Source organism: Gulosibacter sediminis, assembly GCF_023370115.1.
Taxonomy (GTDB): domain Bacteria; phylum Actinomycetota; class Actinomycetes; order Actinomycetales; family Microbacteriaceae; genus Gulosibacter; species Gulosibacter sediminis_A.
This window is the reverse complement of sequence record NZ_CP097160.1, coordinates 755,772-769,039: the sequence shown is the minus strand read 5'-3', so window position 1 is coordinate 769,039 and position 13,268 is coordinate 755,772. Positions and strand designations below refer to the sequence as shown.

Annotated in this window: 7 protein-coding genes and 2 tRNA genes; 5 read left to right on the top strand and 4 right to left on the bottom strand. The window is 66.8% G+C overall.

Annotated features, from left to right (window positions below; all coding sequences use genetic code 11):
* Positions 1-115: 115 nt before the first annotated feature.
* Both M3M28_RS12750 and M3M28_RS03405 read right to left on the bottom strand, forming a co-directional pair.
* Positions 116-1,840 carry an ABC transporter permease/substrate binding protein gene (locus M3M28_RS12750; protein WP_349305340.1) on the bottom strand — a complete coding sequence of 575 codons (1,725 nt, stop codon included), beginning with the start codon at positions 1,838-1,840 and terminating at the stop codon, positions 116-118.
* Positions 1,837-3,156 carry a quaternary amine ABC transporter ATP-binding protein gene (locus M3M28_RS03405; protein ID WP_249387442.1) on the bottom strand — a complete coding sequence of 440 codons (1,320 nt, stop codon included), beginning with the start codon at positions 3,154-3,156 and terminating at the stop codon, positions 1,837-1,839. The genes M3M28_RS12750 and M3M28_RS03405 overlap by 4 nt, the downstream gene beginning before the upstream one ends.
* 574 nt (positions 3,157-3,730) lie before the next feature.
* Between M3M28_RS03405 and M3M28_RS03400 the strand changes: the two genes are divergently transcribed.
* Positions 3,731-4,789, top strand: a complete 1,059-nt coding sequence (locus M3M28_RS03400; RefSeq protein WP_249387441.1) for an FUSC family protein — start codon at positions 3,731-3,733, stop codon at positions 4,787-4,789.
* Between the two features lie 214 nt (positions 4,790-5,003).
* A complete protein-coding gene (locus tag M3M28_RS03395) occupies positions 5,004-6,446 on the top strand; it encodes an HNH endonuclease signature motif containing protein (protein WP_249387440.1) in 1,443 nt (480 codons plus the stop codon).
* A gap of 35 nt (positions 6,447-6,481) precedes the next feature.
* Here the strand turns inward: M3M28_RS03395 and M3M28_RS03390 are convergent.
* A tRNA-Pro gene (locus M3M28_RS03390) sits at positions 6,482-6,558 on the bottom strand.
* Positions 6,559-6,652: 94 nt separating this feature from the next.
* Here M3M28_RS03390 and M3M28_RS03385 point away from each other — a divergent pair.
* Together M3M28_RS03385 and M3M28_RS03380 are read left to right on the top strand one after the other, a co-directional pair.
* Positions 6,653-7,228 (top strand): DNA-3-methyladenine glycosylase, encoded by a 576-nt coding sequence (locus M3M28_RS03385; protein ID WP_249387439.1) that lies wholly within the window; start codon positions 6,653-6,655, stop codon positions 7,226-7,228.
* A 62-nt stretch (positions 7,229-7,290) separates the two neighbouring features.
* The gene (locus M3M28_RS03380) at positions 7,291-8,127 is read left to right on the top strand and encodes an NADPH-dependent oxidoreductase (RefSeq protein WP_249387438.1); all 837 of its coding nucleotides are present in this window, start codon (positions 7,291-7,293) and stop codon (positions 8,125-8,127) included.
* A 281-nt stretch (positions 8,128-8,408) separates the two neighbouring features.
* Here the strand turns inward: M3M28_RS03380 and M3M28_RS03375 are convergent.
* Positions 8,409-8,479, bottom strand: a tRNA-Gly gene (locus M3M28_RS03375).
* 180 nt (positions 8,480-8,659) lie between these two features.
* On the opposite strand from M3M28_RS03375, the gene M3M28_RS03370 reads away from it, so the two are divergent.
* Positions 8,660-13,267: an SCO7613 C-terminal domain-containing membrane protein gene (locus M3M28_RS03370; protein WP_249387437.1), complete on the top strand. Its 4,608-nt coding sequence runs from the start codon at positions 8,660-8,662 to the stop codon at positions 13,265-13,267.
* Position 13,268: the final 1 nt, after the last annotated feature.

Below are 13,268 nucleotides of genomic sequence, written 5' to 3'. Positions count from 1 at the left end.
TCTAATACTACGCGCCGCAGGTGAAACTGCCCGAATTTTCCTTTTCTAGTGGAAAAGGCGGATGCGGTGGTCGCGCGCTCGCGCAACCACCGCATCCGGCTGGTCGAGGTCAGGACTACTCGGTCAAGCTATTGACGTAGTCCTGGTTCTCGCTGATCCACTCTTCGACGATCGGACCGTAGTCGTTCCCGTCGTATTCGTTGAACATCGCGTTCTCGAGCGAGTAGAGCGTCTCCGAATCCATCTTGAAGTCGGTGATCCACTGCGTCACGTTCGGGTGGGTGTCACCGAACTCCTGCGAGCTGAAGCTGTAGATCGACTCCGTCTCGCCGAGGGTGCCCTCCGGGTCCTCGAGATCCTTGATGTCGTACTCGTCGTAGGCCCAGTGCGGGCGCCACAGCGTGACGACGACGTTCTCGCCCGACGACATCGCCGAATCGAGTTCCGCGAGCATGGCCGGCGTCGATGAGGTGATGTATTCCATCCCCTCAAGGCCGTAGGTCGGAATCACGTTGTCCTTGGTGGCCGCCGTGAGACCAGCGCCGGGCTCGATGCCGTAGATGGTGTTGCCAAACTCGTCGGCGTGCTCGGCGAGCTCGTCAATCGAGTCGATCGGCGCATCCGCGTTCACCGCGAAGGTGAGCACGGCCTCGTCGTTCCACGCGCCGAGCTGCGTGATCTGGTCGCCGTATTCCTCGATGTACTGGGCGTGCGTGATCGGCAGCCAGGTGTCGAGTAGGAGGTCGTAGCGGCCCTGCGAGAGGCCGATGTACCCGGCGACGGCGTCGACGTACTCGAGGTTGACGGTATAGCCCTTCTCCTCGAGGATCGCCTTCCACAGCTCGCTGACGGCCTCACCCTCGGGCCAACCGGTGAAGACACCAATGGTGACCTCGGCTTCGTCCCCATTGTCGGGGCCGGAGCCCGCCGCGGGGCTCGGGATGAGGTTGGCGACGACCACCGCGACGATGACGGCGATGGCGACGATCTTGCCCCACAGGCCGCTGAAGCGCGACTTGCCGATGGAGCCGGTGATGCGGTCGAGGATCATCGCGAGAATCACGACGGACATACCGGCCTCGAAGCCGAGCGCGACATCCGCGGTACCGAGCGAGGAGGTGACCTGCTGACCGAGGCCACCCGCGCCGACCATACCGGCGATGACGACCATCGACAGCGAGAGCATGATGACCTGGTTCACACCGGCCATGATCGACGGCATGGCGAGGGGCAGCTGCACCTGGCGCAGGATGCGACCAGGCGTCGCGCCGAACGCGTAGCCAGCCTCAACCATTTCCTTGTCGACGCCGCGAATACCGAGCTCGGTCATGCGCACACCCGGCGCGACCGCGAACAGCACGGTCGCGAAGATGCCGGGCACCGGGCCGACGCCGAAGAGGATCAGCGCCGGGATCAGGTAGACCATGGCGGGCATGGTTTGGAGGAAGTCGAGCACGGGTCGGATAACCGATGAAGCTCGCGCGGATTTCGCCGCCCAGATGCCCACCGGAATCGCGATGATCAGCGCCAGCACACTCGCGACGAGGACGAGCGACAGCGTCGACATCGCGTTGCCCCACTGGTCGACGAAGTAAATGAAGAACAGGCCGATGATCGACCCGACCGCGAGTTGCCAGCCCTTCATCATGAAGGCGAAGGCCGCGATGAGGATGATCATCACCCAGAACGGGGGCCAGTTGAAGAAGGTGTTGAGGGCGTCGTAGAAGAACTCGAGGACAACGCGGACAACGTCGAAGAAGCCGCCGAAGACCTGGACAATCCAGTCAACGGCGATTTCGATCCACGTGCCGAATGGGGCGCGCCAGAACGGTTCGCTCATCGGGTGGCCTCCTCTCCGGGCTCGCTGGTGGATGCTTCGGTCGCAATCGCCTCCGCGGCAGTCTCAGCGGTGGTTCCCTCAGGCACGACGGGCAACTGCGGGTCGGTGAGGGCCGCGCTCTGCGGCAGATCGAGGGTGCCGGTATTCGTCGTCATCGAGCTGAGCAGCGCCACGCGCGGCACGATGCCGAGGATGCGATCGCGCTCGTCGACGACAGGCAGCGGCATCGAGGTGTCGACCGACGCTTCGAACAGGTCGCTCAGGATGTCTTCGGGCTTCACACGCGGAATGTCGCGGTCGACGATGTCGGCGAGTTGCACATCCCCGCGGCGACGCGCGCGGCCGATCTGCGCCTCGGTGACGCCGCCGACGAGCTTGTTGCGCTCGACGAGGAACACGCCCGACACCTGCATGTCGCGCATGACCTTCGCAACGCCGTTGACGCCGACGCTGAGCGGCACGACCGCGAGGGCCGGCTGCATGACCGCCGAGGCGGTGAGCACGCGCGAACGGTCGACGTCCTGCACGAACTGCTCGACGTAGTCGTTCGCCGGGCTTGTGAGGATCTCCTCGGGGGTACCGATCTGGACGATTTCACCCGCGCGCATCACGGCGATGCGGTCGCCGAGGAACATGGCCTCGTTGAGGTCGTGGGTGATGAAGACGATGGTCTTGCCGAGCTGCTGCTGCAGGTCGACAAGCTCTTCCTGCATTTCGCGACGGATCAGCGGGTCGAGCGCGCTGAAGGCCTCGTCCATGAGCAGGATCTCAGTCTCGGCGCAGAGGGCGCGCGCGATGCCGACGCGCTGCTGCATGCCGCCCGAGAGTTCGTTCGGGAACGAGTCGGCCCACTGATCGAGGCCGACAGTCTCGAGCACCTTGCGGGCCTGTGCCTCCCGCTTGTCCTTCGGCACTTCCTGGACCTCGAGGCCGAACGCCACGTTCTCGAGCACCGTGCGGTGCGGGAAGAGCGCGAAGTGCTGGAAGACCATCGAGATGTGCTCACGGCGGATCTTGCGAATCGTCGCCGGGTTCGCCCCGACGATCTCCTGGCCGCGCACCTTGACCGAGCCGGACGTCGTCGGGTTGAGGCCGTTGAGCATCCGGATCAGCGTCGACTTTCCGGAACCCGACAGACCCATGACGACGAAGATCTCGCCCGGTTTCACGTCAAAACTCGCGTCGATCACGGCTGCCGTTGAGGCAGGCGCGAGATCATCGCGAGTGGCGCCTTGCTTAAGACGCTCAACAGCCTCCTTGGGCTGCCTGCCGAACACCTTGTACAGGTGCTCGACCGAGATGGCTGTGTCTGGCACGAACGCTCCTTTTGGGTTAGTCGTTGCCGCGCACGCAAATCGCGCACGAGGGATGCTCCACGGCATCCGCTTGATTCGGTGCGGTGTCGCACATCGCCGAGCAATGACATCGGGTCTTGAACTCGGCGGGTTTCACCGCAAATGGCGCGGGAGCGCAGTGCTCACCGCGGCGCAATTTGGGCGGCGGGGCGCCCGAATTACGGCTCAATAGCAACGCAATACTACCGACTTGAGTGTTTCCGACAGGCGCCGGGAAGCCCGATTCGGCCGGTTTCGCGGCGATGTCGGGTGCTTCGAGGGGCGTCGGATCCTTGCGCTTTCAAGCGAGTCGCGCGTGCGGGGCTATCGTTATGAAGACGTTAAGTCTCCGTGCTGCCTGCCATCGATTCCGCGGTGTTGCGCTGTCAGTAGGTGGTCGCGTCACTTTGCTCGCCTCGGTGCCGCTGCCGTTGGGCGCATCCCGAGGATGTGTGCCCGAGGCTGCCGATCGCACGAACCGAAGGGAGCCACGCAATTGACGTCACCGAGCACCGGCCAGGATCCCGAGCGGAAGCCCGAGAGTGCGTGGACCGAAGTGAACCCGTTTACCTCGGTGCTGCGCATTGACCCGGCGAATCGAGACCACGAGGTGGCGATTCGCTGCACAATTACCGTGCTCGTGCCGCTATTGGTGTTGCTGCTGACCGACCGGCTCGACCTCGTCGTGTTCGTGTCGTTCGCCGCTTTTCCAGGCATCTATGGGCGCAATCTCGAGCACGGGCCGCGGCTGCGGATGCAGTTGCGCGCCGGCGTGCTCATGTTCGCGACGCTGATGTCGGCGACGATCATGGCACGGCTGCTCGACGGGGTGCCGGGTGAAGTCTGGATCGCCGTGCTGTGCACCTCGGTGATGGCCGGGTTGAGCGCACTCGTGGCGCAGTATTGGCAGCTGCGGCCCGGCGGCGCGATTTTCAACGTGTTCGCCTTTGGCGCGGTGGTTGCCGTGCCGAAGCAACCGGTGCTGTGGGAGGCCGCGCTCGCAACGCTGGTGGTGATTGCCTGGGCGGTGTTGATGGGCATGTCGTCGCGGCTGCTCGGTCGGCGCTTTCGGCAGCCGATTGTCTGGCCGCGGGAGGCGACGTTCGCGGGTCGGCCGCATGCCACGTTCTTGACGGATGCTGGACTCAACTTCGTCGCTGCGGGTGCGGCCGGGGGCGTCTCGCTTTCGCTAAGCGGGCCGTGGAACATCGACCACACCTACTGGGCGCAGCTCGCCGCGGTGGTGCCGCTCGCCGGCCACACGACCAAGCACGCCGTGAACCGTGGTTTTCACCGCATCATCGGCACGTTTCTCGGGCTGTTTGGCACCGCACCGATTCTTTGGTTGGCGACGCCGGTGTGGGTGCTCATTCTCGTGATCGCGCTGCTGCAGGGGCTGACCGAGCTGTTCGTGCTGCGGTCGTACGGGCTCGGGCAGGTGTTCGTCACTCCCCTGGCGCTCGTTTCGATTGCACTGGCGACGGTTGGGAGCGGCGGGTCGGTGCGCGCGGATGGGCTCGTGTACGACCGGTTGATTGAAACGGTGATTGGCTCGCTTTTGGGTGTTGTTGTCGTGTTGGTGCCGTGGGCGGTGCGACGGGCGCGGCGGGGGTAGTCGGCTGGAGTCGGCTGGTTTCGGCGGTTTAGCGCGCATGTCGGAGGCTCGTGCGAGAGTGAGGCTGAGCCAGGAATGGCTCACGGATGATCGAAGCGCCGAACGTTCACGGCGACGAATTTAGAACATCTGTTCGCTACCAATTTCACTGGCATACGTATATACTTGCTACAACGGTTCGCCCATTGACGCACCTTCGAGGAGGTGACGCCCGATGACCGCAACGTCTCCCGACAATGACTCCCCCGAGCAGCCCCGCCGCGCAAAGAAGCACCGACCCGATGGCACCACACCCGAGCCCGAGACCGACGGTCTGAACGAACTGTTCAGCGACATGACCGGCACATTCGTCGATGTGTTCAACGCTGTGAAAGCCGGCGAGTTCGCGATGGCGCTGATTCTGGCGAGGGCGTACGAGGGTGCGGAACTGCGCACGAAGTGGCAGACCGACGAGCGCAGCTATGTTGCGAACTACGACGACCAACTGCGCCTCAATCTGCGTTCCGTGCTCGCAAGCTTCGGAGTGCCGACGAACTTGTCCGACGTCGCGCTCATCAATCGTGCCTATGACGCGCACTGGTTGACGACAGAGTTCGCCAACTGGTGCGAGCCTCTGCAAACGGTCGAAGTGACCATGCAACATTCCGGAGCGCTTCTGCGCCACGCGAACAAGGTCCCCCAAGACCGTCGAGACGAGTTCTCGGAGCGCGTCCTCGACTTCGCTCGCACGGCAACGGTCGGACAAACCGAGACCTTCGCGAAGAAGCTCGCCGCCGCACTCGGGGCGGCGGAGTTTGAGGAGACCTGCGAGCGTGAATACGCCGAACGCCGAGTGACGATCGAAGACCTCGACTTTGGCATGTCAGTCATTACCGCGACCGTCCGAACTGGCGAAGCGCACGCGCTCTACGACCTGCTCACGAAACAGGCGATCGTGCTGCGAGACGAGCACCGCGACGACGCAAAGGCACACCGTCAGCGTGTGCGCGAGGCCGCGAACACGGGCACCGCTCTGTCGACAGTCGATGCGGAATTCGTCGAGGATCCCCGCACGCTCGACCAGATCCGCGCCGACCTGTTCATCGAGACGATACTCACCGCGACGCCGCAGAGCATCCTCGAGTCGCACACCGCAGGCGCGGCTCGAATCACCGCCAACGTGAGCATCGTCATCCCTGTCATGTCGCTGCTCAACCCCGACGCACCGCGTGATGTCGCCACCATCGACGGCCTGAACCCGATGAGCATGGTCGAAGCTCGCGAGATCGCGGGCACGGCGTCCTGTTTTCATCGGCTCCTCACCGACCCGATCACCGGGCACGCGCTCACCGTCGACACACGAAAACCGACCGCCGAGATGCGCAGATTCCTGCAAGCTCGCGACCAAACGTGCATATTCCCGGGCTGCCGCAGGCCAGCACCCCAAAGCGAACTCGATCACACGCACCCCTGGGCCGCGGGTGGCAAAACGAGCGTCAACAACATGGCACACCTCTGCGTGCGCCACCACACGCTGAAACATCAGAAGCCGTGGAGGTGCCGGCATAAGGGCAACGGAGAAATGGAATGGATCCCGCCCTACGGCGAAACCATCACGGTCGAACCGGCACGCGTCGGCCCGGTGTTCAAACCACTCGAAGACCCTGTTCCCTTCTAAGGGAGAGCTCTGTCCGAATCGCGACATCAGCAAATTGGTCGGGACGACAGGATTTGAACCTGCGACATCCTGCTCCCAAAGCAGGCGCGCTACCAAACTGCGCCACGTCCCGATGTGCATACGCACGCGCGATCTCCAAAGAGATCAGCCTCACGAAGTTACCACGCCCCAAGAGGGTTCACCAATGCGCTCGGTAGCCTGAAGTGATGAGTAACGACGGCACCTGGGACTGGCTCCACGCGCCCGTTGAGGTCGCGGCGCGCCGACTGCTCGGCTGCACCGTCGTGCGCGAACTCGACGGACGCATCCTTCGAGCCCGCATCGTCGAGGTCGAGGCCTACGACGAAGAGGATCCCGCGAGTCATACCCATCGCGGCCCAACTCCGCGCAATGCCGCGATGTTCCTCGCCGCCGGTCACGCCTACGTCTACCTCAGCTACGGCATCCATCACTGCCTCAACGTCGTCGTCGGCGAGGCCGGGCACGGCGCCGGCCTGCTGATCCGCGCCGTCGAGCCGCTCGAGGGCGAGGACGTGATGCTCGCACGCCGCGGCACGAGCCGCCGGCAACTCACGAACGGTCCCGGCAAGGTGTGCGCCGCCCTCGGCATCGACCTCTCGCTGACCGGCCACGACCTCAGCCTGCCGCCGCTGCAACTCGAGCGCGAATGCGAGCATCCGCTGAGCGACATCGTCGTGACGACCCGCATCGGCATCAGCAAGGCGGCCGAGGCACCCCGGCGCTTTTATCTCGGCGGATATCCGGATGTTTCGCGCAAATGACACGTTCTTAGGCCCTGCCCCACCGCGTCGTTACGATCGACGCACGCCTATCAGGAGCACGCATGACCACCACGAACACCGCCCACACCACCGAACAGCTCGTCAGTGAGCGCTACGGCGCTGACCCCGAATCGCCGGTCGCCGACGGCACCGAAACGATCGATCTCCAGCTCGCCCACCGGTCGGTGCGCGAGTTCTTAACCGACGAGATTTCGGATGCACAACTGCGGCTCATCATCGCCGCGGCCCAGTCCGGTTCAGTTTCGTCGAACCTGCAGACGTGGAGCATCATCGCGATCCGCGACGAGGACCACAAGCGCCGGGTGTCGCAGGCAATTGGCGGACGTTCGTATGTCGAGGACGCCGCTGTGTTCCTCGTGTGGGTCGTCGACTACCACCGCGCGGCGCAGATCGCGCAGCAGCGCGGCTCCGAGGTCGAGACCGTGAAGTACCTCGAGAACACGCTCGTCTCGTTCGTCGACGCCGGCATTAGCGCGCAGAACGCGCTGCTTGCGGCCGAGTCGCTCGGACTCGGCGGGGTCTTCGTCGGGTCGATCCGCAACAACCCACCCGGCGTGGTCGAAGAACTTGAGCTTCCCGAGCACGTGTTCCCAATCGTTGGGCTCGCGATCGGCGTACCCGACCCCGATGAGGCGGCGAGCACGAAGCCTCGACTCCCCCAGGCGGCCGTGCTGCACGAGGAAACCTACGATGCTGACGCGTGGGCGGATGCGTCGGCCGAGTACGAGACGCGCCTCGCCAGCTACTACGCGAACTACGACAAGCCCGACTACAGCTGGGCCCGCACGCTCGAGCGCCGCATCGGCAACGTGAAGGGCCTCTACGGCCGCGAGCGCATGCGCGAGTGGCTCGGCGAGCAGGGCCTCACCTCGGAATAGCGGCGAAGCCGCGAGGGAGGGGATGACGGGAATCGAACCCCGCACGCCGATGAAGCGACGCATCGCGTCGCGCGGCGGGCGCCGGCGGAGCCGGTTCTCGGGTTCTGAGGATTCCCGAGTCCCTGAGTGAAGCGGCGAAGCCGCGAGCGAGGGGATGACGGGAATCGAACCCCGCACGCCGATGAAGCGACGCATCGCGTCGCGCGGCGGGCGCCGGCGGAGCCGGTTCTCGGGTTCTGAGGATTCCCGAGTCCCTGAGCGAAGCGGCGAAGCCGCGAGTGAGGGGATGACGGGAATCGAACCCGCGTGACCAGTTTGGAAGACTGGGGCTCTACCATTGAGCTACATCCCCGCGTCGTGCAATACGACTCCGCAAGTCTAGCGGAAATCTGCTGAATCACGCGCGTCGCATTCTCCGCGCCAGCTTTCGGCTACTCCTCGTCGTCCTGAAGATGTCCTTTGTGGATAAACGGGCGATCCGTGATCCACGTTCGCCTAATCTGCGAAGAGGACGGGACTTCGAGGAGCGGCTATGGATTCGGGCAATGACACCCACGCACCGCGCTTTCCAGAAAGCCCGCAGGACCTCCTGTCGACGACGACGTGCCCGTACTGCTTCACGCCAACGCACGGCGCCCCGCGGTGCGTGAGCTGCGGACTCGACCTCACGAATCCGCGGCTCGCCGAGGTCTTCAAACTCTCGACGTCAAGCGCCGAACTGCTGACACAGCGGGGGCGAATCCTGGCGGAGATCCGAGCTGAGCAGGATGCTCAGTATGTCGAAGCGGAGGTGCCGGCACCGCCCGCGCTCCCCCAGCAGCAATCTGCGCCCAGCCCCGCGCCACAGGGCTCCATCGCTGGCGCGTGGCTCAACCAACCTGCCCCGCCCCTGCCACAGCCTGAGCCACGGTCTGAGGCAGAGCCTTCGACACCCAAGCGCTCGGGCGTGCAGCTCGCGATGCTCATCACGGGCATCGGCTTCCTCGCCGTCGCGGCGCTCGTCTTCGTCACGGTCGCCTTCGTCCTCTTCGATCTCATCGTTCGCGCGGCGATCACGGTCGCGATCACGGCGGGCGTCATCGCCCTCGCGAGTTGGCTGCGGCGCCGCAAGCTCGGCGCGACGGCGGAGGGCGTTGCGGTGCTCGGTGCCGTGTTGCTCGCGCTCGACGCGTGGGCGATACCGGCGCTGAAACTCTTCGGACTCGACCGAGCCGACCCCGCCCTGTACTGGGGTGTGGCGTTGCTGGTGCTTACCGCCATCTTCGGCGCGTGGTGGCGCTGGTCGAAGCTCTCCACGCCCAAGCTGCTTGCGTCGATCACCCTACTCCCGGCCATCACCCTCCTCATCGCCTGGCTGGCACGGTTGCCGCTCGACGACCACCTCGGCTGGGCACTCGGCCTCGCCACGGCGAGCGTCGGGAGCGTGGGCGCCGCCCGCGCCTGGCAGCGCGCGGCCGAGGCGCGAATCGACACTGACCCGCTCCCCGTGGGCATCTCGCTCGCGCTCGGCGTCGCCTCCCTGCTCCTGGTGCCGACGGTGCTGGGCATCGCGCCCGAGCCGAATGCGGGCATCCTCGTCGCGATCCTCGCGCTCGCGATTGCGGCGGTCGCGGCCGTGCTCATGGTGCTCTGGACGACCCGCGAGCCGCAGGCGCGCAAGTTCGCCTCCTTCGCCGATATTGCGGCAGCCGTCGCGGCGGTGCTGCTGCTCGGCATCGGCCTGCGCACCGGTGCGGCCCTCGTGCGCGCGCTGCCCGAGTATCCGAGCGGCATCGGCGACGACCCCGGCGTCGTGGGGCTCGGCTTCGCGCTCCCGTTTCTATTCGCGGGCGTGCTCGCGTGGCGCGTCGCCGCGAGCCAACAGCCCGCGCTCCGTCGCAGCGCCATGTTCGGCTCGTACAGCGCGGCCGCCCTCGCGACCATCCCGCTTCTTGTCATCCTCCTCCAGCTCGCGATCGCCGGCGTCGTCTTCACCGACCGAGGTGCGGATGCGCCGGCCCACCTCGCGCTCCTGCTCGCGAGCCTCCTCGGTCTGCTCGTGAGCGCCGTGCCGCTGTTCTGGCGGGGCGACGCGCATCTCGGCAAGGGCTTCCCAAGTCTCCTGCCCATCGCGGCCCCCGTCACCGGCACGCTCGCTTCGGTGACCGCCGCGTCGCTCCCCGGCGCGGCACTCGGTGCCGGCCTCAGCGTCATCGCCACGGCGGCGTGCGCCGGACTTGTCGCGACGCGCTTCATGTCGCCCGATCGCACGCTGACCCTACGATCCACCTCAATCGCCGCGCTCGCCTCGTCGCTCGTGCTCATGACCCTGTTCTTCGGCGTTGGCGAGCTGCTGCCGACAGTGCTGCTCGCGAGCGTCGCGTGCATCCTGCTCGTCGCCCGCACCCTGCGCCCCGCAACGCCAGGCCTCGCGGTCACGATCTTCGCGGTCGTCTTGGCCGTCGTCGCCTGGTGCAGCGTCATCGTGGGGATCGCGCTCGAACTCGAAGAGGTGGCGAGCGCCGGGTTCATGATGCGCATGGTCACTGGCGTGGTGATCATCGCGATGCCGCTCGTGGTCGGCGCCGCGGGGGCACGACTTGAGCTGCCCCGGGGCGAGTCACACTTGGTCGCCATCGTCGGCTTCGTGATCGCCTGCACGGGCATGCTGCTGCTCACGTTCGACACCAGTAACAACGACAGCGACTGGATGTTCTGGTCGTTGGGCGCCCTGTTCTTGCTCGTCGTGGCAGCGCTCGTCGCCGCAATTCTCTGGGATGCGCGAGGCAGTACTCCGCAGCCGACGCCGCGCTTTCAGGGCACGATCGCGCTCGCGTCGCTGTGGATGCTCGTCGGTACCGCCATCTTCGCGTTCGGTCAGCCACTCACCGACGAGTTCCGCTTCGGCTGGGGCTACGCGTTCGTTGGCCTCATCGTCTTTGGCGTCACACTACTCATTCGGCGCGCGTGCAACGGTCACATCAACACCGTGCCGGCCGAAGGATTTGGGCTAGTTGGGGTTGCGGGCGCGCTCGCCGCCGCCTTCATTCGCGCCGACCCGGACCGTCTCTGGCCCTGGTTCGTGTTCGCGATCGCCTGCGCGACGCCGCTGCTCGCCCGAGTTCGCCCCGACGCGGTACACCCCGGGTGGTCGCGCGCTGCGACCTGGGTCAGCGCGGCCAGCCTCGCCGTAATCGGCCCGATCTTCGTCTCCAGGTCGGTGGCGGATGCGCTGGCCGTCGTCATCGCCGCACCGACGCTGCTCGCGCTCGCGATCGTCGCGATCGTCGCCGTGGTGCGCGCATCGCGCTACCCCGCCGCGCCCGCGCAGGCGACGATTGCACTGTCGCTCGGGATCTCGCTCGCGACGACCACCTTCCTCGCCGACTGGCAGACCTCACCGACGGCCTGGTTCACGCTTGCGCTCGGCATCGCCGCCATCGTCGCGGCGATCACGCTGCCGGCACGCGGCGTGTGGGCGTGGGCCCGGCTCGGGCTCGCGGCGCCCGGTGGCCTCGGCGCCGCCCTCGGAATGGTCGCGCTCGGCCTCCGGTCGCTCGACGCCATTGACGCCACCGGCAGCATTCCGGGCGGGCTCGCCTCGGCAGTCTTCGTCACCCTCGGGATTGCCGTGCCACTTATCTTGCTCGCGCCGATCAGCCGCGTGCTCGGCACCTCCCCCGGCATCGACCCCGAGCTACGCCGCAACCTCCAGCTCGGCGTCTGGGCGGCGGTGTTGCTCACGGCGACGATCGCCCCCATCGGCATCGCGGCCGCGAACGCGCGCTCGGTCGACCTCGTCGGCACGCTCGTCGGTGTCGCGGCCGCGATCGCCGTGCTCGCCGCGATGTTCCGGCACACGAACCTGCTCGCGTGGGTCGTCATCGCCCTGCTCACCGGCGGCGCACACGCGTTCTTCGTCGCGACGCAGCCGGCGGGAGTCGCGAGCGAACTGCCGCTCGTCGTCGCCGCGCTCATCGGCCTCGGCGCCCTGGCCACGCTTCGAAGCGCAAGACCGCTGCTGCCGCTCGCGGCCTGGCTCGTGCTCACGACGCTCCCGCTCGCCGGCACCGGACTCGGCCTGTGGTGGACGGTCATCGCCGCGGGCATCCCCGCCGTCGCGGTCGCGGTGCTCGCCGTCGTGCGGTTCCGCCGCGACCGCGAAGCGACACCCACACTTGACCTGCTCACCCTGCTACTGCCGCTGTTCGCGACCGGCCTCACGTTCGACACCGACGCCATCAAGGTCGGCCTGCTGCTCAGCGCCGTCGCGGGCCTCGTCGCGGCGTTCGGCATCACGCTCCCCCGGCCGCGCACCTCCTGGGGCCCTGCGGCCCGCGCAGGCACCGCCGTCGCGACCATCGCAGCCGTGCTCTGGCTTTGGGAAGGCAGCAGCGAACTCGCGATCGGTGTGCCGGTCGGCGTGATTCTGGCCGCCTTCGTCGCCGGACTTTGGCTACTGCTGCGCCTTGCCGAGCGCGCCAGCAGCAACGTGGAACGCGCCGGCTACGCCGCGGCGGTTCCGCTCGCGTTCACGGTCGCCGCGCTCCCGGCTCTGCTCGAGCATCCGCTCGCGGCCGGCATTGCCGCCGTCGTCGGCGCGGCCGCCGCCGCGGCGCTCGTCAGCGCGTCGTTCCCCACTCGGCGCCTGGACCTCCGCCTCGGCGGCAGCGGCTTCGGCGCCGTGAGCATCGTGTTCGCGGCGATCGCCGTCGCCCAGGACGTCGAGGCGAGTGATGCCTGGGTGCTGCAGCCGCTCTGTCTCGCGGCCGCGGCCGTCGGCGCGGTCGCGCTGCGCACCTATCCGAAGCTGCGCAGTTGGGCGGCGCTCGGCGCGCCCCTCATCGCTTCGCTCGCCATCGCGCTCGCGGCCGAGTTCCAGCTGCCAAGCTGGTGGCGCATCGGCCTCGCGACGGCGCTCATCGTCGCGGCGATCCTCGTCGGCGCGCTCCTGCGTCTCCAGGCGCCGCTGCTCATCGGCATCGCCGCGGCGGTGCTCCACATCGTCGTGATGTGGCAGATGTTCCTGCCCCCGATCGCCGTGCCCTGGTGGGCATGGCTCGCGGCCGCGGGCGTCGTGCTCGTCTTCGTCGCGGCCACCTACGAGAAGCGGATGCGCGACGCGCGCAAACTCGCGGCGAGCATCGGCAGCCTGCGCTAGT

Coding starts and splice junctions, on each gene's coding strand:
- M3M28_RS03395 (WP_249387440.1), top strand. CDS start 5,004: ATGACCGCAACGTCTCCCGACAATGACTCCCCCGAGCAGCCCCGCCGC.
- M3M28_RS12750 (WP_349305340.1), bottom strand. CDS start 1,840: ATGAGCGAACCGTTCTGGCGCGCCCCATTCGGCACGTGGATCGAAATC.
- M3M28_RS03385 (WP_249387439.1), top strand. CDS start 6,653: ATGAGTAACGACGGCACCTGGGACTGGCTCCACGCGCCCGTTGAGGTC.
- M3M28_RS03370 (WP_249387437.1), top strand. CDS start 8,660: ATGGATTCGGGCAATGACACCCACGCACCGCGCTTTCCAGAAAGCCCG.
- M3M28_RS03380 (WP_249387438.1), top strand. CDS start 7,291: ATGACCACCACGAACACCGCCCACACCACCGAACAGCTCGTCAGTGAG.